This window comes from Qipengyuania polymorpha (assembly GCF_019711435.1).
In the GTDB taxonomy this organism is placed as follows: domain Bacteria; phylum Pseudomonadota; class Alphaproteobacteria; order Sphingomonadales; family Sphingomonadaceae; genus Qipengyuania; species Qipengyuania polymorpha.
Genome location: NZ_JAIGNK010000001.1, coordinates 36400 through 57523 on the forward strand (window position 1 = coordinate 36400; position 21124 = coordinate 57523).

Here is a 21124-nt window from a genome sequence, read left to right on the forward strand (position 1 = left end):
TCGTGGATACATCTACCGATTAGACCCCATGGCTGCGATCCAAACGATAGGGAAAACACCCCATTCCCCGCTGCCCAATAGGGATCTGATAGGGGAACCCTCCCCTATTTGGATTGCAGGCATCCCGCGCTAGGGAAGGTGTTTGAATTTGGAGGGAGATTCGTCGCTCATGTTCGAGCAGACATTCCGCAATATCGATGACGTCCTCTGGAAAGAGGCAGGCTGCACGACTGAGCTGGACTATACCGAACAGACATCCTGGATGCTGTTCCTGAAGTACCTCGACGACCTAGAATCCGCCCGCGAGTTGGAGGCGGAGCTGGATGGCAAGGCCTACACGCCGATCCTCGACAAGGAGCATCGCTGGTCCACCTGGGCCGCGCCTAAAGACGCGAAGGGCCAGTACGATCATGACGGCGCGCTGATCGGCGACGACCTGATCGACTACGTCAACCGTGAGCTGTTTCCCTACCTACAGGGCTTCAAGGCGCGGGCCGATAGCCCGGACACTATCGAGTACAAGATCGGCGAGATTTTCGGCGAAATCAAAAATAAGTTTACCAGCGGCTATTCGCTGCGCGACGCGCTTGAGCTGATCGACGGGCTGTCCTTCCGCTCGCAAGACCAGAAGCACGAGCTTTCGCACCTCTACGAAGCCAAGATCAAAAACATGGGCAATGCCGGACGGAACGGCGGCGAGTACTACACGCCCCGCCCCCTCATTCGCGCCATGATCCAGGTTATCAACCCGCAGGTGGGCGAAACCATCTATGATGGCGCCTGTGGCTCTGGTGGCTTTCTGTGCGAAGCCTACGATCATATGCGAGGCAAGCATGGCCTCAGCACCATTGAGTATCGTACGCTCCAGGAACGCACGTTCTACGGCAAGGAAAAGAAGAGCCTCGCCTACGTCATCGCGACGATGAATCTGATCCTGCATGGTATCGAAGCGCCGAACCTAATCCACACCAACACGTTGACCGAAAACGTGATGGACCTTCAGGAGAAAGATAAGTTCGATATCGTGCTGGCCAATCCACCGTTTGGCGGAAAGGAGCGGAAGGAGGTTCAGCAGAACTTCCCGATCAAGACCAGCGAGACGGCATCCCTCTTCCTCCAGCATTTCATGCGGACGCTGAAAGCGGGCGGCCGTGCCGCTATCGTCATCAAAAACACCTTCCTCTCTAACACCGACAACGCCACTGTGGCGCTGCGCAAAGAGCTGCTAGAAAGCTGCAACCTGCATACGGTGCTGGACATGCCGGGCGGCACCTTCCTGGGGGCGGGCGTGAGAACAGTGGTGCTGTTCTTCGAGAAGGGCCAGCCCACGCGGAATATCTGGTACTACAAGCTCGATCCGGGCCGGAACATGGGCAAGACAAACCCGCTGAACGACAATGATCTGGCCGACTTCGTAAGGCTTCAGAAGAGTTTTGCGGATAGCGAGAAAAGCTGGTCGCTTGCGGTGGATGGTGTCGATTTCGGCACCTATGACTTGTCGGTTCGCAATCCGAATGCGCCGGAAGAAGAGCCGCTTCGGTCGCCAGATGAAATCATAGCCGAGATGAAGGCATTTGATGCCGAAGCGACCGAGATTCTAGCGGAAATTGAGGCGATGCTCTGATGGTTTGGGACACGGCACCGCTACTTTCCCTATGCAAAGCCTATCAGCCGAAAACGATTGGCAGGAAGGAGATGGACCCCGAAGGTACTTATCCTGTTTACGGGGCAAATGGGATAATTGGCAGGTACCACAGTGCCAACCATACCGAACCAGAATTAGTCATTGGTTGTCGCGGCTCGTGCGGAGTCGTCAACGTGACTGAAGGCGAAGCCTGGATAACTGGCAACGCTATGGTGCTGAAGCCCCTCGACGATCGATTAGACCGGGATTTTCTTCGACATTTCCTTGCTGATCCTTCGATCCTTGCAAACGTGATTACGGGTGTCGCACAACCCCAGATCACACGAAAATCTCTCAGCGCCGTTCAAATTCCTATTCCGCCTCTCGCTGAACAGCGTCGGATCGTAGCGACTTTGGATGAAGCGTTCGCTGGCATTGCCACCGCCACCGCGAATGCGGAAAAGAACCTGGCGAACGCGCGGGAATTGTTTGATGCCTTTCGTTCTGCCTGCATGAACGATGAAAATTGGCCAAGGCGCGAACTTGGCGACATCGCGACAAATCTGGATCGACTGCGTCAGCCAATAACCAAGAAGGATCGACAGGCAGGCTCAATCCCATATTACGGCGCTTCTGGGCAGGTGGATTCTGTTCGCGACCACATTTTCGACGAAGATTTGCTACTTGTCTCGGAAGATGGCGCAAACCTGTTGGCCCGGACCTATCCGATTGCATTCTCAATTTCCGGGAAAAGCTGGGTAAACAATCACGCCCATGTTCTGCGTTTCGAACATATGGAAACGCAGAAGTTCGTCGAGGCATATCTAAACGGGATCAGCCTTGAGCCGTATGTCAGCGGGATGGCGCAACCGAAGCTCAACCAGAAGCAGCTCAATCTGATTCCGATACCCCTGCCTGATCTGGACGAACAACGCGACATTGTGGAGCGATTGTCGGAACTGGCCGGATACGTTGAAGAACTTGTGTCGATCTATACGGCAAAGGCAGATTCACTCTCGAACTTGAAACGAACATTCCTCACCAAAGCATTTTCCGGCGAGCTGACAAACATTGAGCGGGCCGCAGCCGCATGAATGAAGCCGAAACACGCGCGGAGCTGATCGACCCTGCCCTCAAGCTGGCTGGTTGGGGCGAGGTCGCGGAAAGCCGCGTTCGGCGCGAACAGATTTGCCCAGGACGGATACTAAGCAAGAGCAAGCGTGGGGAGCCTAGCACGGCTGATTATGTTTTCACCTATCGCAACCGCAAGCTCGCCGTCATGGAGGCTAAGCGGAAGGATGCAGGCGACACAGAAGGCGTGGGCCAAGCCAAAATCTATGCCGAGAAGCTGAAGACCCGTTTCGCCTATTCGACCAACGGCAAGGGCATTTACCGCATCGACATGGTGACGGGCGAGGAAGGCTATGTCGATCGATACCCTACACCGCAGGAGCTATGGGACGCGACCTTCGCCGAAGAGAATGTCTGGCGCGGTCGCTTTGCTGATGTCCCCTACAATACGCGTGGAGGCACATTCGAGCCGCGCTACTATCAGGACAACGCTATCGAGGCGGCGCTGGATGCCATCGCGAAGGGCGACAGCCGCATCCTGCTCACTCTGGCGACCGGGACTGGGAAGACCGCCATAGCCTTCCAGATCGCCTGGAAGCTGTTCCATGCCCGCTGGAACTTGCGGGACTGGCAGGCTTCAGGAGAGCCTACACACCGCCCCAGGGTACTTTTCCTGGCCGACCGCAATATCCTCGCGGATCAGGCTTACAACAGCTTCTCTGCTTTTCCTGAAGACGCCCTGGCCCGCGTCGAGCCTGCCGACATTCGGAAGAGGGGAAAGGTGCCGAAGAACGCCAGCATCTTCTTCACGATCTTCCAGACCTTCATGTCCGGCACCGATGATGAAGGCGAGCCGCAGCCCTATTTTGGAGAGTACCCGCCCGACTTCTTCGACTGCATCATCATCGACGAGTGCCACCGTGGCGGCGCGAATGACGAAAGCACGTGGCGAGAAATCCTGGAGCATTTCAGCCCCGCTGTTCAGATCGGCCTGACTGCGACACCAAAGCGTGACAACAATGTCGATACCTACCGCTACTTCGGCGAGCCGCGCTACGTTTACTCGCTGAAGGAAGGCATCAACGACGGGTTCCTCACGCCCTTCAAGGTGCTGCAGCTCGCCACAACCATCGACGAATATGTCTACACGCCCGACGATGCGGTGCTGGAAGGCGAAGTCGAAGAGGGACGACGCTACGAGGAAAAGGACTTCAATCGCCGGATCGAAATCCGCCAGCGCGAGGAGTATCGCGTCAAGACGTTCATGGCCAAAATCGCGCCGAAGGAGAAGACGCTCGTCTTCTGTGCAACCCAGGATCACGCCGCGATTATCCGCGACATCATCAACCAGAACAAGCAGAGCAGCGACCCCAATTACTGCGTCCGCGTGACGGCCAATGATGGTGCTGTAGGCGAGCATTACCTTCGCCAGTTCCAGGACAACGAGAAGACCATCCCCACCGTCCTGACGACCTCGCAAAAGCTATCGACCGGCGTGGATGCGAGAAATGTGCGTCACATCGTGCTGCTACGGCCCATCAACTCCATGATCGAATTCAAGCAGATCATCGGGCGTGGCACCCGCATGTATGACGGCAAAGACTACTTCACCGTCCACGATTTCGTAAAGGCGCATCATCACTTCCAGGACCCGGAATGGGATGGCGATCCGCTTGAGCCTGATGAGGGTGGCGGCTCGAAAGGCGGCGAAAAGGGCGACGGCGGCGAAGGCGATCCTGGCACTGGTGGAGGAGATGGCGGCGGTCGGGAGCGTCCGAAAAAGCTGAAAATCAAGCTGGCCGATGGGAAGGAGCGAACCTTCCAGCACATCGAGTCTACCATGTTCATGGGGCCGGATGGCAAGCCGATGTCGGTTGCCCAGTTCGTCGAAAGCCTGTTCGGCCAACTACCCGACCTGTTCCGCGACGAAGCCGAACTACGCGAAATCTGGAGCGATCCTGCTACCAGGAGAGGATTGCTAAATGGCCTCGCCGAGCGTGGTTTCGCTGGCGAGCAGCTCGATGAAATTCGAAAGCTGACCAAAGGCGAGGACAGCGACTTGTTCGACGTCCTTGCCTATATTGCATACGCCCGTACGCCCACTCCCAGAGCCGAGCGAGTAGAGCAACGACGCAGCGGCATACTCTCGCAATACGATGAGAAAACGCGAGAATTCCTCGATTTCGTGCTGTCACACTACGTCGAGGAAGGCGTGGATCAGCTTGACACCGACAACCTAAAGGGGCTGCTGACGCTAAAGTACGGCAGCACCCACGATGCTGCATCGAGCCTCGGCAACGTGAAGGACATCCGGCAAAACTTCGTCGGGTTTCAGCGAGGGCTGTACGACCCGCAGAGCAATAAACCCTAAGGACCCCGTAATTATGCCTTGGCCAAATTTCTCCGAATTGACTTTCGGATATGCGTTCTTGAGCGAATACGAGCGGCTCTATTGCGGTCATGGCGCGTTTCCTCAGCCACCAAACTTCATTTCGCAACAAGATGAAGCAGACAGGGGTTATGACGTAGAAGCAACGCTTGCGAACGGCCGCCTGCTTCTAATCCAGCTTAAGCGTTCATTCGTCCTCACGCAGCACCGCGACGCTCCGGCGATCTTAATCAAGCCGTCATATCGGATGCACCTTAGGAAAAATCGAAATTACGATCAGCATCGCCAGCTACGAGCGAGACAACACGAAGGATTCGAGGTCTTTTACGTGACGAGCCGCGCGAGGTCACGAAGTGCAGTGGTCAGCGCGTACAGGTCAGGCACTTTAATCTCGGATAGAACTGCCGCCTTCGCACCACTCGATATTCCTCAACCTACCGACGCCGAACAGCACTGGATCAGCTTTGAGGAACACGGGTCCTATGGTTGGATGTTTTCGAAGATGCCGACGAAGCTCGAGAAAGGGCAAATTGACCTGCACAAACACCTATCCTTTCTTCAGCAGGAATCGAATACTTTGGAGGCAAATGTGGAAGCACTTCGCGGACTGCTGGATAGCGAAATTGGCATAAGACGCCGAAAGCAAATCAAAGAGGCAAGCCCCTTCAGGCTGTTTTCGGAAGCAGCGTTTGCTGTGATGGAAACGATGGATGCTCGATTGCTGATAGTTCCAGACGCGGGGGCAAAGAGCTGAGAGTTTTTCTTACTAAGGTATGGGGCTTCGATACCCCAACAGGGCCGCTCCAATTCGGTGACAGAGGCTGGAGAAACAAAGCGGTGCGGGACCTCGCTGATGGCGACCGGGTCATATTGGTAGGAACTCTAAAGGAACCTACGGCCCATCATGAGCGTGGCATTATTCTCGGCATGATGGAGCCGACCAAAATCCCGGTCCAGACGCTTGATTTCCCGCTCAGCCCCAGACATCAGGATATGGATGCTGATGGGAACTACAAGTGGCCCTACTCCCTGCTCATCACACGAGCGTGGACACTTGACGAACCGGAACCCGTCAAACTTCGCACTATCAGTAGTCAAAAATTCAATATGGATGCGGCATCTGGCATTGTGGAGCTGACGGAAAATGAAGCCGTCCAAGTTTTAAACTTGGCGTGGGTTGAAGTAGAGGTTTTGCAGCCTTCCGTTCGAACCAGGCGACGCATAGAGCGAGAAACGGGCTTCAAATTTCGTAATGGTCCAGCACCTTCACACACAATGCGAGCTGGTGTCATGCACGTGCGGCACGCCCCTGCATGGACATATTTGTTCGAGGTACAAAGCTTCGAACAACGACGAAATGGATCATACGTCGATGGTCCCCGTGACAAGCTATTCAAGGTCGGTTGGGCATTCGACTTTGAAAAGCGGCGGCGTACCTTCAATCGCTACGCGCTGCCAAACAAGGGGGGCTTCTGTTACGTCACTTGCGAAGCTTTTCTGTGGGACACTGCGAGGGAAGCATATCGCATGGAACAACAGTTCCTTGCACGCTTCAGTGAGTACCGCAGCCCGGAAAACGCGGAAGTATTGGTAGTACCCGCTGGCGATAGGAAACGCGTCATCAGCGTGTGGCACGCCCTCACCAAGAAGTTGGCCCACAACCAATAGCGCATCATTGGGGTAAACCCAAGCGAGACGCATCTGTGAGACACCTTTAGCGTCTCATTAGGGTTGACCACAATGCAAACCTCTGCCATTCCACCTAGGTCTAGACCCTATTGAGACGGAGTATCGCATGGCGTTGGTTGGTTACGCACGAGTAAGCTCGGTAGGGCAGAGCCTCGAAATTCAAGAGGCAGCGTTATCCGACGCTGGTTGCGACAAGATATTTGCTGAGAAGCGATCAGGCTTAACTGCGAAAGGCAGGCAGCAGCTCGAAGATGCATTGGGTTATGTCCGGGAGGGTGACACCTTAGTTGTTACTCGTCTCGACCGATTGGCTCGCTCGGTGGGCGATCTGTTCGCCATCATTGAGCGGCTGCAAAGCAAGGGGGTGGCCTTCCGCTGCTTGCAACAGAGCGGCGTGGATACCGACAGCTCTACCGGACGGCTGATGATGGCGATTCTTGGGGCTGTCGCGGCATTCGAGGCGGACATTCGCAAAGAGCGGCAGATGGAAGGTATCGCGAAAGCGAAGGCCGCAGGCGTCTACCGAGGCCGAAAACAATCGATTGATGGAGAAGAAGTACGCCGACTTCACGCTAAAGGGGTCCGGCCTGTTGATATCGCGACGCGTCTAGGGATTGGCCGTGCGAGTGTATATCGGTACCTCGCAAAGAATGACGAACCCGTTCAAAACGCTTCAGGAAATTCGGGAAGAAAATCCGGAACTCCTGCAAGCCGGTAGTTGGAAACTTATCAATATCGATCCGAGGATGGCGTGGCCAACATCTGCGCAATCGTTTGAGTTTGAAGGATTTCCGATTTGGCTCATTCCTATAACTGAAAATGCATATCCTGGCCTAGCAATGCGTGACGGCCCGCAAGATCGAAATGAGGCCTATGCAGTCCTTTATCGCGCTTTGAGCGTCCTTTCGTGGATGCAAGGTGCGGGAGCTACTATCGTTGGCGCTGGCGGTGGTAGCCCACTTTTTCCGATCTACGGAATTGAGCGGCCTCCGCGAGAGTATCAACGCGACCCATTCGATCTGACCGAGATGCCAAATGTCGAAGACCCCAATGCGAAGCTTGCACTTGCTTTGATGCGTGAGGGCAGAGGCCTCAGACACCCGGCATATTCATTCCTGTCTTTCTTTCGAGTTGTAGAGCGAGCCGTACCTAATGGGCGGCGACGCGGGGAATGGGTTGAAGATCAGATAGGGCGGCTGGATGAGCATCGTGCAAACCAAGCTCTATCTGAACTGCGTGAGAGAATCGAAGGGCCAATAGGAGCGCACCTCTACGATTCGGGACGATGCGCGGTCGCGCATGCGGGCGGCGAGGTGGTTGCGAACCCCGATGATCCGGAGGACTATCTCCGACTTTCGCGCGAATTGCCGATCATGGAGGAGTTGGCCGTACAAGCGATTGAAACCGTTTTTGGCATCCAAACACGCAGAACGATATTCCGAGAACACCTGTACGAACTGCGTGGCTGGAAGAGGATTTTCGGAGAGGAGCTATTGAAGGACATTCGCGATGGGAATGCGATTCCAGAAGATGCGACTGTCGATCTTCCCATGATCAACGTGAGGTTTCGGCTGTCGGAGCCATTCGACTGCTTAGAGGGCATGCTTCCCACCGGATGTAGCGTCCATGAAAGGAAAGCTGAGGTAAGCTACAAAAGTCCTGATGGGTTCGCAGCAATCAACCTTCTTTTGGATTTTGCCAACGAACGGCAGGTCATCGCGCATGAAACTGGCATTCAGCTACTTGATGATGGCTCTGCGGATGCCGCACGGGTGGGGAAGCAATTGGCCCAGTTTCTGCATGCGCTATACTGTAACGGCGCGCTGCAAATCTGGGATGCCATGGAGGGCGAGCTAATCGCCAAAAGCGATGCATATCTCCCCGTCAATATGATGTTTAATCCGGACGGCGCGAAAGCGGAGTTGGATCGCTGGGACGAAGAGATTGTCGGGCGGCTCTTGAAGTAGCCCCCCTACGTGGTGTCGCAAGGCTGCACCCAATTTCCAATGGTTCCATTTGGAGTAATCCGGTTGGGGGACCCCCAAAACCCTCAGAGTACCTTGACCGCTGGAGAAGCAAATCCGGACTTCAGAAGGCTTGCTATTGGCCTGCTAGAAGAGGGCGGGAAATACGATCTCTCACGTAAGTCCTTGAAAAACTGGTGGGCGATGACGGGTTCGAACCGCCGACCCTCTCGGTGTAAACGAGATGCTCTACCAACTGAGCTAATCGCCCCGACCAGCATCGGGTGAAGCGCCACATAGCGCGGCTGACACATAAATCAATTGCCGCTAGTGCGCAGCCATGACGAAAAAGCTCACAGTCCTCGCCACGGGCGGCACAATCGCAGGTATCGCGGGCTCTGCCATTGCGCCCGAATATTCCGCAGGCGAGATTTCCATCGAGGACTACCTCGAAAAAGTCGGCGGACTGGGCCTCGAGGCAGAGCTTTCGGGCAGGCAAATCGCCAACATCGATTCGGCGGATATGAGCCCCACGGTCTGGAATGCGCTTCACCCCGCCATCCTTGAAGCGTTGGGGCAGGAGGACTGCCACGGCGTCATCGTTACCCACGGCACCGATACGCTCGAAGAAACCGCCTTCCTGCTCGACCTGACGCTGCCTGCCGACAAGCCGGTGGTGGTGGTCGGTGCGATGCGTCCCGCCGATGCGGTAGGCTATGACGGCCTCAGAAATTTCGCCAATGCCGTGCGCGTGGCCAGCGATCCGGAAGCTGCCGGGCGCGGGACGCTGGTGGTGATGGGCGACCGCGTATTCGCCGCGCGCGACGTGCGCAAGGTCCGTACCCGCGGGACCGAGGCTTTCCGCGGCTTCCCGCGCGAGTCCGTGGGTCTCGTGACGCCATCCAGCCTTGAATGGTTCGGCGCGCCCTGGCGGCTGGACGCTGCGCCGGCCTTCGTGTGGTCGGACGACTTGCCCGAGGTGGTCATCCTCTACGTCCACGCTGGGCTATGCGCCGAGGAATTGCTCCGGCTGGTCGGCGAGGAAACGCGTGGTATCGTCGTCGCGGGCGTGGGCGAGGGCAATATGCCCGAGCGCGTGCGGCAGGAACTGGCGCTGATGGCGCTGGGCGGCATTCCCGTGGTCCGCGCCAGCCGCGCCGACGAGGGGCTGGTCGACCGCGAGGGCGAGGACGAGGTCAACCGCTTCGTCGCCGCCCGCGCGCTCAATCCGCAAAAGGCGCGGATACTCCTGCAATTGCTGCTGGCAGGCGGGGTTGCCGACCCCGCCGCCATCCAGAGGTCATTCGACGGCCGCTAGTTCAGCCGTGCGGCGTGACGAGGTATTTCTCGCCCGTCTTCATCTGGCGATAATCGAGAATGGCATCCTTGGTCAGCATGCCTTCCAAATCGACCTTGGTCTTGTAGCTGCTGGCAAAGGTGGTGGAGAGATTGTCGAGCACGCGTTTCCTCATCCGCATCACCGTCTCCATGCCCGCATTCTGCAGGAACGGCGTCAGGAGCCAGCCCGATAGCGTCCAGCCAAAACCATAGGCAGGTGTCAGCACGGTCGGCCCGAAATCGAGGCGGCCATAGATAAACATGCGCTTCGCCTGGTTCGAACCATAGCGCGAATATTCGGTCATTTTCGACACGGCGACCTGCTCCATCGCCTTGAAGCAACTGTCGACCATCTGGCCGCCGCCGATGGGGTCGAAGCCGTAGAAGGCGTCGGTCGTGTCGATTGCGCTGCGCAGCTGGTCCATGAAATCATCGTCCGACGAATTCACGACATGCTTAGCGCCCTGCGACTTGAGCAGCTCGGCCTGGTCATCCTTGCGCACGATATTGACGAGGTCCATCCCGTCTTCGAGGCAAATGCGGTTGAGCATCTGGCCGAGGTTCGATGCGCCAACGGTGTGGAGGATGGCCTTCTGGCCGTCCATCTTGGCGTTCTCGACAAAGCCTAGCGCAGTCATCGGATTGACGAAGCTCGAGGCCCCGGTTTCCGCGCTGTGGTCGCCCAGCGGCAGGCACATGGCCGCATCCGCAATGGCATACTGGCTGAAGGCATTGCCCGGCACGCAGGCGACGCGCTGGCCCATCAGCGCCTTAGCCATATCGCTGTCACCCGTGGCGACGACCGTGCCTGCGCCTTCGTTACCGGCGGGAAGCTTCTGCCCGTGACGCGCCTTGCTGCCCGAATTGAACGGCTCGGGCATCTTGGCGACGACCTTGCCGGGCGAATATTCCGCATTCTCGAAATCCGCCGCGCCGGTCAGGATGGCGAGGTCGGAGGGGTTGATGGGCGCGGCCTCCATCTTGACCAGCACCTGGTTGCCGGTCGGCTCGGGGAAGGTGACGTCCTCCAGTTCGAGCGTAAGCGTGCCATCGCTGGCCAGCGTAGTGAAAAGCTGTTTGCCGGTGGTCATCCAATTCCCTTTCGTTGCTTTACGAAACCTGTTTGTGGGCCTCGCTACGCCTCGATCAAGGGCTTGGCTAGGGTGCCGTTACGTCAGGCATCGTCCGGATAGGTCGCATCGACGAAATAGAGACCGTGCGGCGGGGCGTTGAGGCCGAGAGCCTGCCGGTCCTTCGCTTCAAGCGCCTCGGCCAGCTGCTCTTCTCGCCAGCGCCCCATGCCGACCAGCGCGAGGCAGCCGACCATCGAGCGGACCTGGTGATGCAGGAAACTGCGCGCGGCGGCGTGGATGCGCACCTCGTCGCCTTCGCGCTCGACATCGAGCCGGTCCAGCGTCTTCACGGGGCTTTGCGACTGGCACTGGACCGAGCGGAAGGTGGTGAAATCATGCAGCCCCACCAGCGCCTTGGCGGCGCGGTCCATGGCTTCGTGGTCCAGTTCTTGCGGGACTTGCCACAGCCGGTTGCGCTCCAGCGTCAGCGGCGCGCGGCGGTTGGCGATGCGGTAAACGTAGGAGCGCCCCGTGCAGGAAAAGCGCGCATGCCAGTCGTCGGGAACGACCTCGCAATGGGTGACCGCGATCGGGTCGGGGCGAACCTGCGCATTCAGGGCCTCCATCAGGCGGAAGGGCGCAATACCCTTCTCGATATCCATGTGGCTGCGCATGGCGAGCGCATGGACGCCGGTATCGGTACGCCCCGCACTGAAGAGCCGCACTTCCTCTCCGGTCACGCGAAAGGCGGCGTCCTCGAGCGATTGCTGGACGCTCGGCCCGTTGTCCTGCCGCTGCAGGCCGACGAAGGGCGTCCCGTCGAATTCAATGGTGAGCGCGAAGCGGGTCACGAGAAACGCGCGCTCTTCTCGACTGTGTTCCCGCGCAGGAACTCGCTCCGGTCCATCGCGGGCTTGCCTGCGCGCTGGAGGCGGACGGGACGAATGGCGCCTTCACCGCAGGCGATGGCGAGGTCGTCGTCCAGCACCGCGCCAGCCTCTCCCGAACCTTCGACCACTTCGGCGCGGAGGAATTTTACCCGCGCGCCGCCCAGTTCGGACCATGCGCCCGGGAAGGGCGAGAGGCCGTGGATGTGGCGCACCACCTCTTCCGCAGGCCGCGACCAGTCGATGCGCGCCTCGGCCTTGTCGATTTTCTTCGCATAGGTCGCCGCCTCATGTTCCTGCTCGACCGCGTGGAGCGCTTCTAAATCGATGAGCGTGCCGATCATCAGCTGCGCGCCAAGCTCGGCCAGCTCCTCGGTCAGTTCGCCCGTGGTCTTGTCTTCGACCGGCGTGCGCACGGTGGCGAGCATGGGGCCGGTGTCGAGCCCTGCTTCCATCTGCATGATGGTGACGCCGGTGACCTCGTCGCCCGCCATGATGGAGCGGTGTATCGGCGCCGCCCCGCGCCAGTCGGGCAGCAGCGAGGCGTGGACATTGAGGCATCCGTGCTTCGGCGCATCGAGAATGGCCTGCGGCAGGATGAGGCCATAGGCCGCCACCACCGCGATATCGGCACCTAGCGCGGCGAAGTTTTCCTGCTCCTCTGCCGATTTGAGCGAAGTGGGATGCCGCACCTCGATACCCAGCCGTTCGGCGCGTTCGTGCACCGCGGTCTTGGTCAGTTCCTTGCCGCGGCGGCCTCCGGGGCGGGGCGGCTGGGTGTAGACGCACACTACCTCATGCGCGGCATCGACCAGCGCCTGCAGCGTCGGCACGGCGAATTCCGGGCTTCCCATGAAGATTATGCGCATGACCTTGCTTCGTGACCTTTCGTGTTCGCGCCATGGCCCCTATCTGTGAGGGCATGGCATCGCAAGAAATTGAAACCCTGGCATCGGCCCTCGCGCGCCTCCCCGGCCTCGGCCCGCGCAGTGCGCGGCGGGCGGTGCTGTGGCTGGTGAAGCGCCGCGAGAGCGCGCTGCCCGCCCTGCTGGAGGCACTCGCCACCGTGGGCGAGGCGTTGGTCGAATGCGACACTTGCGGCAATGTCGACACCACCAGCCCCTGCGGCATTTGCGCCGACCCGCGCCGCGACGGCAAGGGGTTGTGCGTGGTCGAGGACGTGGCTGACCTCTGGGCGCTCGACCGGGCCAAGCTGTTCACCGGCAAGTATCACGTGCTCGGCGGCAAGCTGTCGGCATTGGACGGCATAAGGCCCGAGGATCTCAACATCGCCAGCTTGCTCTCCCGCGTCGAAGAAGGCGGCGTCGATGAGGTCGTCCTCGCCATGAACGCCACGCTCGAAGGGCAGACCACCGCGCATTACCTTGCCGAGCGTCTGGAGGGCTTCCCCGTCCGCATCACCCAGCTCGCGCACGGCCTGCCGGTGGGCGGCGAACTGGATTATCTCGACGAGGGCACTCTGGCGCAGGCTTTGCGAGCCCGCAGGCCCCTCGGCTAACCGATAACTCTGACCGCCCCATTTCGATTGAAAAACGCGGCTTCGGCGCTTATCTGACCCCCCATGGCTATCCGTGAAATTCTCGAAGTGCCGGATCCCCGGCTCAAGGTCGTGTCCGAGCCCGTGACGGAGTTCGACGACGAACTGCGTGAACTCGTCTCCGACATGTTCGAAACCATGTATGACGCGCCCGGCATCGGGCTTGCGGCGATCCAGGTCGGCGTGCCCAAGCGCGTGCTGGTGATCGACCTCCAGCCCGAGGACGAGGACGCCGAAGGCGAGGTCTGCAACCACGGCGGGCACGAGCACGTCCACTACCCGACGAAAAAGGAACCGCGGGTCTTCGTGAACCCCGAAATCCTCGATCCGGCGGAAGAGCTGGCGACGTACCAGGAAGGCTGCCTCTCGGTCCCCGACATCTTCGCCGATGTCGACCGCCCGGCCACCTGCCGCGTGCGCTACCAAGACCTCGAGGGCGAGACGCACGAAGAAGACCTCGACGGGCTTATGGCCACCTGCATCCAGCACGAGATGGACCATCTCGAAGGCATCCTCTTCATCGACCACCTCTCGCGCCTGAAGCGCAGCATGGCGTTGAAGAAGCTGAAGAAACTGCGCGAGGCGGCGTAAGCTTCCCAACAATCCGGACATTCGAAAAGGCGATTCGCGATAAGCGGGTCGCCTTTTTCGTGCGCAAGTTGATGAAGTACATGCCGCATCCGCGTTTCTTGTGGGGCGGCACGGGGTTTTCGCGCGACTGACGATAAGAAAGAACCGATGCGAACCTATCTTGGTGGAAAGCTGTAGGAAAGGGCTGGTGTTCCACATGTGTTCCGCATAGTCTGGACGCATGGAATTGGCTGTCATTGCAATCGTCGCACTTGTTGCGGGCCTCGCGCTCGGGTGGTTTCTCGGCTCGCGTCCCGTGGCCGAATGGAAGGCGCGTCACGGGGAGCGCGAGGCAGAGGCGCGCGCGGGCGAGGACAGGTTGAAAGAGATGACCCGCGACCTTGCGACCATGTCGGAGCGGGCCGGGCGATCGGACAAACTGTCGGAGCAATTGGAGGAAGTGCGAAAGGAACGCGAAGGTCTGGCGAGCAGGCTCGCTTCGCTGGAAAGTTCTGCCGAAGCACGGGAGAAAGCGCTGGAAGAGCGGTATGCTGAGCGCGAAGCCCAGTTCGCCCGCGAACTGAAGCGGTTACAGGACGCTGAAGAGAAGCTGCAGGCCAAATTCGGTGAAATCAGCGAAAAGATGCTGAAAGGTGCGCGCGAGAAGTTCCTCGAGGACGCGCAATCGAATCTTGCGTCCCTGAACAAGGAAAGCCTCGCCGAACTGGAGAAAAAGGTCGGCCCGGTCGGCGAAACACTGGAACGATATCGCAAGCGCGTGGAGGAACTGGAAAAGAGTCGGACGAGCGACTTCGAGCAGTTGAAGGGTGTTATCGGGCAGGTGCGCGAAGGGCAGCAACGCGTGATCGACGGGGCCAATCGCATCACAACCACCTTGCAAGGTGCCACGAAAGCGCGCGGTGACTGGGGTGAACTACAGCTTGAGAACCTGCTTGAAAGCTGTGGCCTCTATGACAAGGCCGATTTCAACTTCCAGACCACCGTTCGTGACGAAAATGGCAATCTCCTGCGCCCGGACGCAGTCATCAATATCCCGGGCAATCGGCGGCTCGTCGTTGACGTAAAGAACGTCTTCAACACCTATCGACGGGCCAACGAGGCCGAGAGCGAGGAAGAACGTCAGGAGCTTCTGAAAACACACGCGCGCGAACTGCGCGTTCATGTCGATGAACTCTCGGCCAAGCGATACCAGGACCACGTCGACGGCTCGGCCGACTTCGTCGTAATGTTCGTTCCCGGCGAGCACGTGCTTTATGCCGCACTGACACAGGATAGCGGCTTGCTCGACTACGCGCTCAAGCGGCAAATCGTCCTTTCCAGCCCGCTCAACTTCATGTCGATTGCCTTAACTGTTTCGACCGTCTGGAGGCAGGCCGGGGTGCAGGCTGATGCCAAGGAAATCGCCAAGCTCGGCAAGGAGCTTTACGATAGACTTGGGGTGGTTGCGGGCCATATGGGCGCCATGCGCAAGAGCCTGCATTCGGCCAACCAGCATTTTGACAAACTGGTGGGCAGTTTCGATACCAATCTGCGCCGAACCGGTGAAAGGTTTGAAGAACTGAACGTGGACACCAGCGCGCAAGATCTCACAGAGGCACTGCCGATAGGACACACACCACGCGCGCTTGCAAATTTTTCCGAAGCCGAAGAAACGCCGATGATACAAGATGCTAGCCCTGCAGAAAGCGAAGCTGCGGAGTAATCGCGGGGGCGTTTAGCCAATTGTAAACGAATCCCCCTTAAGGTGTTAACCAGTCGCAATAAGAATAATTCGGGTCGCCGTATAAACGCCTTCAATGCTAGGGGCAGGCGAATGGATTTGAGACGGGAACAGCGCTATTCGATTTCGGTCCCCGGTCGTTACCGGAAGGGCACCGGCGTGCGCTACAATGTGGCGATTAAGGACCTGTCCGAATACGGCTGCCAGTTCTCCGACCTCGTCGGACGCATCGAAGCGGGCGATGACATAACCATCCGTATCGGCGACATCGGTCCCATTGCCGCGCGCGTGAAGTGGGTCGCCAAGCGAGAGATCGGCGTGGAATTCGACCAGCCGCTCTACCCTTCGGTCCTCGATCACATCATCGCTGCTGGCGGGACGAACGAAAAGGCCGCTTAACTTCTTATGCAAGATTATCTTGGACCGGAAAACGCGATCTGGGACGATGGCGAATGGGTATCGTGGACCGAGATCAATCAGCAAATAGCTTACAAGGAATGGGGCGCCAAATATCCTAATGCCGACCGTTCTCTCGTCCCCATCTTCGAAGACCTCTTGGGTACGGCGGAGCATTACTTCCATCTGACCGGTCAGCACCTCCCTCTATACGGGGTCATTGGTGAATTGTTCGCCGCGATTACGATTGGCCTCAAGCTCAACAAGCTATGCGCTCCCGGTGCGGATGGGCGGCTCGGAAATGACCATATCGAAGTCAAGACGATCACTCCGTTCAAAAAGCACGATTTCGTGGAGCTGAATACGAAGGGCAACTTCAACAAGGTATTCGTGGTCAAGGTTAGCCCTGATTTCGAACTTGCGTGGAGAATGATTGAGCGAAAGCGTTTGCCCAAAGCCAAAAACGGCAAAATCCGGCTTGAATGGTCCGATTTGCCGGAAACGCGTTCAAGCTAGCCGCTCCGAAAAACAGTCCCGGTCCACGACTTGTGGACCACTGAATTTCAAGGCCTTGGGGTGCTGGCGAACAGCTAGTCGCGCTCGAACACCACTTTCCCGCCCACGATAGTCATTAGGATTTCCCCGTCAAGAATGGCGGCAGGGTCCTCCTTGGTCAGCACGAATGGGTCGATATTGATCACCGTCAGGTCCGCCCATCGGCCCGGCGCGATGATGCCCGTCCGACCCTCGCGGAAGCTCGCATAGGCGGCCCAGCTTGTGTAGGCGCGGACGGCTTCCTCGATTGTGACGGCTTCTTGCGCATACCAGCCCCCCTCGGGCTGGAGGTCCTTGTCGCGGCGGGTGATGGCGGCGTGGAGGCCGTAGAAGATGCTTTGGTCCGAACCCGGCCCGTCGGCGTTGAAGACTAGCGACACGCCTGCACGTCGCAGGGTGCGCCAGGCATAGGCGCCTTCGATGCGCTCGGGACCAAGCCGGTCCTCGGCCCAGGCCTTGTCCTCCACCGCATGCGGCGGCTCCATCGAGGCGATGATGCCGAGCGCGGCGAAGCGCGCGAAATCGGACGGCGCAATGACCTGCGCGTGCTCTATCCGGTGGCGGTTGGCCTGCGCGCCCGGCGTGGCCGCGAAGGCCGCTTCGAGGATGTCGAGTGCCTCGCGGTTGCCCGCGTCGCCAATGGCATGGATGCCCACCTGAAAGCCCGCGCGGATGGCCGCTGCGTTCAAGTCGCGGTCGAAGCCGTAGCCTTCGCCGCTCACCCCGCGGTGGCCGGGCCGGTCGGCATAGTCTTCCAGTAGCCGCGCGCCCCGCGAACCCAGCGCGCCGTCGTAATAGGCCTTCACGCTGCGCGTCACGAGCATGCTGTCGCTGTCGCTGTCGGGCCCGCGCGCGATCCACTTCCGCATCAAGGGTTCGTCGCGCAAGGAAAGCATGGCGTAGACACGCACGGGGAGGCGGCCTTGCGCTTCCAGCGCCTCGAACGCCTGCATGGCATGACTGTCGGCCCCTGCCTCGTGCAGCGCGACATAGCCATCGCGCGCCATCTGCTGCAGCCCCTTCAATGTCTGGCGCTGCAGCGCCTCGGGCGAGGGGGCGGGGATGGCCGCATCGAGCATGGTCGTGGCGCGGTTGAGGAACAGGCCCGAGGGTGCGCCGTCCTCGCCCAACCGCATCTCGCCACCTGCCGGAATTACGCTGTCCGCAGTGATGCCCGCCGCTTCGAGCGCTGCCTCGTTCACCCATAGTCCGAAGCCGTGGAGGCTCCTCAGGACTACCGGATGGTCGGGCACGGCAGCGGAAAGCGCCACCTTGTCGGGATAGCGATTGGCCCATGCGCCTTCGTCCCAGCCGGCCCCGAAAATCCATTCGCCCTCGGGAGTATCCGCCGCTCGTGCTGCCACCAGGGCGACCGCTTCGGCTTCGGTTCCGACGTCGGTCAGATCGACCGCATCCAGCTTGCCGCCGAGTTCGACGACATGCGTGTGCGATTCCACGAGGCCCGGAATAACCGTAGCGCCATCGAGGTCGATAACCCGCGTACCCGGCCCGCGCAGGGCGAGCGCTTCATCCGAGGTGCCGACGAAAACGATATTGCCATCATCGAGAGCGACAGCCTCGGCATCTGGTTGCCAGCCTGCCGCACTCCACGGGGCATCCTCGGCAGGATTGCCTTCGCGATCGGGCTCGCCCCAGTCGAGCGTATAGACGCGTGCGTTGAGGAGGATGGTGTCGGCGGCGTCTGCGGGCGCAGCTGGCCCGGTAACACTGGTGCAGGCCGCGAGGAAAAGTGCTCCTAGGACAGCCAGTCCTGTCCGCGCGCCGATTACTGCTTCCACTCTCTTCCCCTCTCGCTCATTCCGGATCGAGAGAAGCAAGGCTTGTGCGTTTAATCAAGCGGTCATGGCGGCCTGGTGAGGATTGCATCGCCAGCTGATTGCGCGGCGAGGCAGGAGGTGCGTCCAGTCATCGTTGCGAGTGGCTTCAACCTCGCGCGAAACCTCTACGCCGACGAGGTGATCAGGAATATCGCTCGAGCTGCTCGCTGGTGGGGGCAAGGTCCCGGTAGGTTTCCAGAGTGAGCTGGATGCCGCGAAAGATGGACCGCAATCCGTATTTGCCCAGCAGATGGAGGCGAGCTTCCAGTATCCTTGCATGCGGATGTTCTGCTCTCGCAGCCGGTTCAAGCAATGGCCTGATAAGAGCGGCCGTCTTGCGAGTGGGCAGGAGATTGTAGCGATGCTCGGCGAGCCAGTAATTGGCGGGCAGGAAGCCCGCATCTACCCCGCGCAGATACACTCGCTCTGCCTCCTCGCTCTGGCCCATTATGTTAGACAACCGGGCGAAGTGAAGGCTTGCCATCGATAAACCTCCTGCGAAGGCGGAGCGATAATGCTCCAGAGCCGCGGGCAAGTTTTCTTTGGTGCCTGTTCCGGTCCAATGATGCCAGCCCAGCTTGTAGTGGGCGATGATCGATCCGCACTCGGCAGCTTCCTGCAAAAGTTCGATCGCGTCCCCAGCGCCGGCCTCGCCGAGCGCATCGGCACGCGCGATAAGCTTTAAGGCTTCTGGACTTTCGGCCTGCCATATCTCCCGATAGTTCGAGTGGTCGATTTCCCAGTCGTAGGAGATATGCTCGAGGTGCTGGTCATGCTTCCTGCAAAGGATGCATCGCCTCATCGGGGTGGGCCGTCCAAGCCAGCCAGCACTTCATAGCCCAGCACCGCTGCCGCGACGGCGGCGTTGAGGCTGTCGGCGCGGCCCTTCATCGGCATGGTTACGCGCAGGTCGCAGGCCATCTCGTAGTCCTCGGGAAGCCCGCGGCTTTCGTTGCCGACCATGACGAAACAGGGCGCGGCATAAGGCGCGCCGCGATAGGGCTGGGCATCGCGCAGGCTGGCGGCGACCAGCTGGCCTTCGCCTGCGCGCAGCCAGCTTTCGAACCCCGCCCAGTCGGACTGCGCGATTTTCTGCGTGAACACCGCGCCCATGCTGGCGCGCACGGCCTCGACGCTGAAGGGGTCGGCGCAGTCGTCGATGAGGATGAGGCCGCCTGCGCCAATGGCATCGCCGGTGCGCAGCATGGTGCCGAGATTGCCCGGATCGCGCAGTGCCTGGGCGACGAGCCAGATGTCGGCGCTCTTGCGGTCGAGCGCGTCCAGCGAGGTGTCGAACTCGGCAAAAACGCCCGCGACGGCTTGCGGATTGTCCTTGCCGGTTATCTTGGAGAGGATATCGGGCGTGGTCTCGATGACCTCGCCGCCGCTGGTCTCGACCGCTTCTTCGAGCGCGGTGAGCAGCGGATGCGGGTCGCGTCGGTCGGCCAGCACGAGCACTTCGGGCACATGGCCGCATTCGCGCGCGTCGGTGAGCAGGCGCAGTCCTTCGGCGAGGAACTTCTTCTCGCGCTTGCGGTGTTTCTTCTCGCGCAGCGCTCGCAGCGCCTTGACGGTGGGATTGGAAAAGCCGGTTATCTGGCGGCGTGACACACTAAACTCCGTTCGTTTCGAGCGAAGTCGAGAACCGTTCGTGCCAGTGTGTCTCGACTTCGCTCGACACGAACGGATAGTGGGTTTTTCCTAAGGCTCCCCGAAGCCGTCCTCGACCATGGCGGAGAGGTCGGCCATCACCGTATCGGCATTCGCGCCTTCCACGATGATTTCGATGGTGTCGCCCTTGGCCGCGCCCAGCATCATGAGGCCGAGGATGGAGCCGCCCGCGGCCTCGTTATCGCCCTTGGCGACGCGGACCTTGCAGGTTTCCGGCAGCTCGGCGACAGCGCCCACGAACTTGGCACTGGCGCGTGCGTGCAGCCCGCGCTGGTTCACCACTTCGACCTGTTTCCTAATCTCGCTCAACTTGCCTTCCGCGCGCTGTCGAGGTCCTGGCCGAGGAATTCGCTTGCCACGGTGATGTAGTTGCGCCCGGCGGTCTGCGCTGCGCTGACGGCGTCGACCACATTCATGCTCTTGCGTGCGCCGGCGAGGCGGATGAGCATCGGCAGGTTGATGCCCGCGATCACCTCGATACGGCCCGTGTCGAGCAGCGATATGGCGAGGTTGGAGGGCGTGCCGCCGAACAGATCGGTCAGGATGATGGCGCCATCGCCCGTGTCGACGCTGGCAATCGCATCGGCGATGTCCTTGCGCCGCTGCTCCATGTCGTCATTGGGGCCGATGCAGATGGTGGCCACCCCATCCTGCTTGCCGACGACATGCTCCATCGCGTCGATGAAATGTTCGGCCAGCTTGCCGTGGGTAACGAGGATCATTCCGATCATGCGGTCACAAGCGTCCGTTGCGGGTCCCG

At 59.7% G+C, this 21124-nt stretch carries 21 protein-coding genes and 1 tRNA gene; 13 read left to right on the forward strand and 9 right to left on the reverse strand.

Features of this window, described 5'->3' with window-relative positions:
- The first annotated feature begins 169 nt into the window (after positions 1-169).
- The 7 genes from K3152_RS00190 (at position 170) to mauJ (ending at position 8740) form a co-directional block, all read left to right on the forward strand.
- A complete protein-coding gene (locus K3152_RS00190; RefSeq protein ID WP_221572102.1) occupies positions 170-1624 on the forward strand; it encodes a class I SAM-dependent DNA methyltransferase in 1455 nt (484 codons plus the stop codon).
- On the forward strand, positions 1624-2718 hold the full coding sequence (locus K3152_RS00195) for a restriction endonuclease subunit S (RefSeq protein ID WP_221572103.1): 1095 nt from the start codon (positions 1624-1626) through the stop codon (positions 2716-2718). Before K3152_RS00190 ends, K3152_RS00195 begins: the two co-directional genes overlap by 1 nt.
- Positions 2715-5066, forward strand: coding sequence for an EcoAI/FtnUII family type I restriction enzme subunit R (hsdR, locus tag K3152_RS00200; protein WP_221572104.1), 2352 nt, complete (start codon positions 2715-2717; stop codon positions 5064-5066). The genes K3152_RS00195 and hsdR overlap by 4 nt, the downstream gene beginning before the upstream one ends.
- A gap of 58 nt (positions 5067-5124) precedes the next feature.
- Positions 5125-5838 carry a hypothetical protein gene (locus K3152_RS00205; RefSeq protein ID WP_221572105.1) on the forward strand — a complete coding sequence of 238 codons (714 nt, stop codon included), beginning with the start codon at positions 5125-5127 and terminating at the stop codon, positions 5836-5838.
- A gap of 173 nt (positions 5839-6011) precedes the next feature.
- A complete protein-coding gene (locus K3152_RS00210; protein ID WP_221572106.1) occupies positions 6012-6752 on the forward strand; it encodes a GIY-YIG nuclease family protein in 741 nt (246 codons plus the stop codon).
- Between the two features lie 127 nt (positions 6753-6879).
- Positions 6880-7491: a recombinase family protein gene (locus K3152_RS00215; RefSeq protein WP_221572107.1), complete on the forward strand. Its 612-nt coding sequence runs from the start codon at positions 6880-6882 to the stop codon at positions 7489-7491.
- Positions 7400-8740: a methylamine utilization protein MauJ gene (mauJ, locus tag K3152_RS00220; protein ID WP_221572108.1), complete on the forward strand. Its 1341-nt coding sequence runs from the start codon at positions 7400-7402 to the stop codon at positions 8738-8740. Before K3152_RS00215 ends, mauJ begins: the two co-directional genes overlap by 92 nt.
- Positions 8741-8932: 192 nt before the next feature.
- Here mauJ and K3152_RS00225 read toward each other — a convergent pair.
- A tRNA-Val gene (locus K3152_RS00225) sits at positions 8933-9008 on the reverse strand.
- 69 nt (positions 9009-9077) lie between these two features.
- Here K3152_RS00225 and K3152_RS00230 point away from each other — a divergent pair.
- A complete protein-coding gene (locus K3152_RS00230) occupies positions 9078-10055 on the forward strand; it encodes an asparaginase (RefSeq protein ID WP_221572109.1) in 978 nt (325 codons plus the stop codon).
- Position 10056: 1 nt separating this feature from the next.
- Here K3152_RS00230 and K3152_RS00235 read toward each other — a convergent pair whose 3' ends face one another.
- From K3152_RS00235 to fmt, 3 genes are all read right to left on the reverse strand, one after another.
- Positions 10057-11166: a zinc-binding dehydrogenase gene (locus K3152_RS00235; protein ID WP_221572110.1), complete on the reverse strand. Its 1110-nt coding sequence runs from the start codon at positions 11164-11166 to the stop codon at positions 10057-10059.
- Between the two features lie 83 nt (positions 11167-11249).
- A complete protein-coding gene (gene truA / locus K3152_RS00240; protein WP_221572111.1) occupies positions 11250-11999 on the reverse strand; it encodes a tRNA pseudouridine(38-40) synthase TruA in 750 nt (249 codons plus the stop codon).
- Positions 11996-12904 (reverse strand): methionyl-tRNA formyltransferase, encoded by a 909-nt coding sequence (fmt, locus tag K3152_RS00245; protein WP_221572112.1) that lies wholly within the window; start codon positions 12902-12904, stop codon positions 11996-11998. Before fmt ends, truA begins: the two co-directional genes overlap by 4 nt.
- A 53-nt stretch (positions 12905-12957) precedes the next feature.
- Here fmt and recR point away from each other — a divergent pair, with 53 nt between their 5' ends.
- The 5 genes from recR to K3152_RS00270 all read left to right on the forward strand — a co-directional run bounded on the left by recR (position 12958) and on the right by K3152_RS00270 (position 16816).
- Complete coding sequence (gene recR, locus K3152_RS00250) at positions 12958-13554, forward strand: recombination mediator RecR (protein ID WP_221572113.1); 597 nt, start codon at positions 12958-12960, stop codon at positions 13552-13554.
- Positions 13555-13617: 63 nt separating this feature from the next.
- Positions 13618-14184 carry a peptide deformylase gene (locus K3152_RS00255; protein WP_221572114.1) on the forward strand — a complete coding sequence of 189 codons (567 nt, stop codon included), beginning with the start codon at positions 13618-13620 and terminating at the stop codon, positions 14182-14184.
- A 367-nt stretch (positions 14185-14551) separates the two neighbouring features.
- On the forward strand, positions 14552-15886 hold the full coding sequence (locus tag K3152_RS00260; protein ID WP_221572115.1) for a DNA recombination protein RmuC: 1335 nt from the start codon (positions 14552-14554) through the stop codon (positions 15884-15886).
- A gap of 111 nt (positions 15887-15997) precedes the next feature.
- Positions 15998-16303 carry a PilZ domain-containing protein gene (locus K3152_RS00265; protein WP_221572116.1) on the forward strand — a complete coding sequence of 102 codons (306 nt, stop codon included), beginning with the start codon at positions 15998-16000 and terminating at the stop codon, positions 16301-16303.
- Between the two features lie 6 nt (positions 16304-16309).
- Positions 16310-16816 (forward strand): hypothetical protein, encoded by a 507-nt coding sequence (locus tag K3152_RS00270; RefSeq protein WP_221572117.1) that lies wholly within the window; start codon positions 16310-16312, stop codon positions 16814-16816.
- Between the two features lie 74 nt (positions 16817-16890).
- Here the strand turns inward: K3152_RS00270 and K3152_RS00275 are convergent, their stop codons facing one another.
- From K3152_RS00275 to K3152_RS00295, 5 genes are all read right to left on the reverse strand, one after another.
- Positions 16891-18654: an amidohydrolase gene (locus tag K3152_RS00275; protein ID WP_221572118.1), complete on the reverse strand. Its 1764-nt coding sequence runs from the start codon at positions 18652-18654 to the stop codon at positions 16891-16893.
- Between the two features lie 181 nt (positions 18655-18835).
- Positions 18836-19495 carry a tetratricopeptide repeat protein gene (locus K3152_RS00280; protein WP_221572119.1) on the reverse strand — a complete coding sequence of 220 codons (660 nt, stop codon included), beginning with the start codon at positions 19493-19495 and terminating at the stop codon, positions 18836-18838.
- Positions 19492-20304 (reverse strand): TrmH family RNA methyltransferase, encoded by an 813-nt coding sequence (locus K3152_RS00285; RefSeq protein WP_221572120.1) that lies wholly within the window; start codon positions 20302-20304, stop codon positions 19492-19494. The genes K3152_RS00280 and K3152_RS00285 overlap by 4 nt, the downstream gene beginning before the upstream one ends.
- A gap of 90 nt (positions 20305-20394) precedes the next feature.
- Entirely contained in the window at positions 20395-20673 is a 279-nt protein-coding gene (locus K3152_RS00290) for an HPr family phosphocarrier protein (protein ID WP_221572121.1), read from the reverse strand.
- The gene (locus K3152_RS00295) at positions 20670-21095 is read right to left on the reverse strand and encodes a PTS sugar transporter subunit IIA (protein WP_221572122.1); all 426 of its coding nucleotides are present in this window, start codon (positions 21093-21095) and stop codon (positions 20670-20672) included. The genes K3152_RS00290 and K3152_RS00295 overlap by 4 nt, the downstream gene beginning before the upstream one ends.
- Positions 21096-21124 lie beyond the last annotated feature (29 nt).

Bases quoted from the DNA above. Each gene is read 5' to 3' on its own strand.
- K3152_RS00265 (WP_221572116.1), top strand. From the start codon at position 15,998: ATGGATTTGAGACGGGAACAGCGCTATTCGATTTCGGTCCCCGGTCGT.
- recR (WP_221572113.1), top strand. From the start codon at position 12,958: ATGGCATCGCAAGAAATTGAAACCCTGGCATCGGCCCTCGCGCGCCTC.
- fmt (WP_221572112.1), bottom strand. From the start codon at position 12,904: ATGCGCATAATCTTCATGGGAAGCCCGGAATTCGCCGTGCCGACGCTG.
- K3152_RS00215 (WP_221572107.1), top strand. From the start codon at position 6,880: ATGGCGTTGGTTGGTTACGCACGAGTAAGCTCGGTAGGGCAGAGCCTC.
- K3152_RS00195 (WP_221572103.1), top strand. From the start codon at position 1,624: ATGGTTTGGGACACGGCACCGCTACTTTCCCTATGCAAAGCCTATCAG.
- K3152_RS00280 (WP_221572119.1), bottom strand. From the start codon at position 19,495: ATGAGGCGATGCATCCTTTGCAGGAAGCATGACCAGCACCTCGAGCAT.
- hsdR (WP_221572104.1), top strand. From the start codon at position 2,715: ATGAATGAAGCCGAAACACGCGCGGAGCTGATCGACCCTGCCCTCAAG.
- K3152_RS00190 (WP_221572102.1), top strand. From the start codon at position 170: ATGTTCGAGCAGACATTCCGCAATATCGATGACGTCCTCTGGAAAGAG.
- K3152_RS00295 (WP_221572122.1), bottom strand. From the start codon at position 21,095: ATGATCGGAATGATCCTCGTTACCCACGGCAAGCTGGCCGAACATTTC.
- K3152_RS00255 (WP_221572114.1), top strand. From the start codon at position 13,618: ATGGCTATCCGTGAAATTCTCGAAGTGCCGGATCCCCGGCTCAAGGTC.
- K3152_RS00260 (WP_221572115.1), top strand. From the start codon at position 14,552: ATGACCCGCGACCTTGCGACCATGTCGGAGCGGGCCGGGCGATCGGAC.
- K3152_RS00210 (WP_221572106.1), top strand. From the start codon at position 6,012: ATGATGGAGCCGACCAAAATCCCGGTCCAGACGCTTGATTTCCCGCTC.
- K3152_RS00270 (WP_221572117.1), top strand. From the start codon at position 16,310: ATGCAAGATTATCTTGGACCGGAAAACGCGATCTGGGACGATGGCGAA.
- K3152_RS00235 (WP_221572110.1), bottom strand. From the start codon at position 11,166: ATGACCACCGGCAAACAGCTTTTCACTACGCTGGCCAGCGATGGCACG.
- K3152_RS00230 (WP_221572109.1), top strand. From the start codon at position 9,078: ATGACGAAAAAGCTCACAGTCCTCGCCACGGGCGGCACAATCGCAGGT.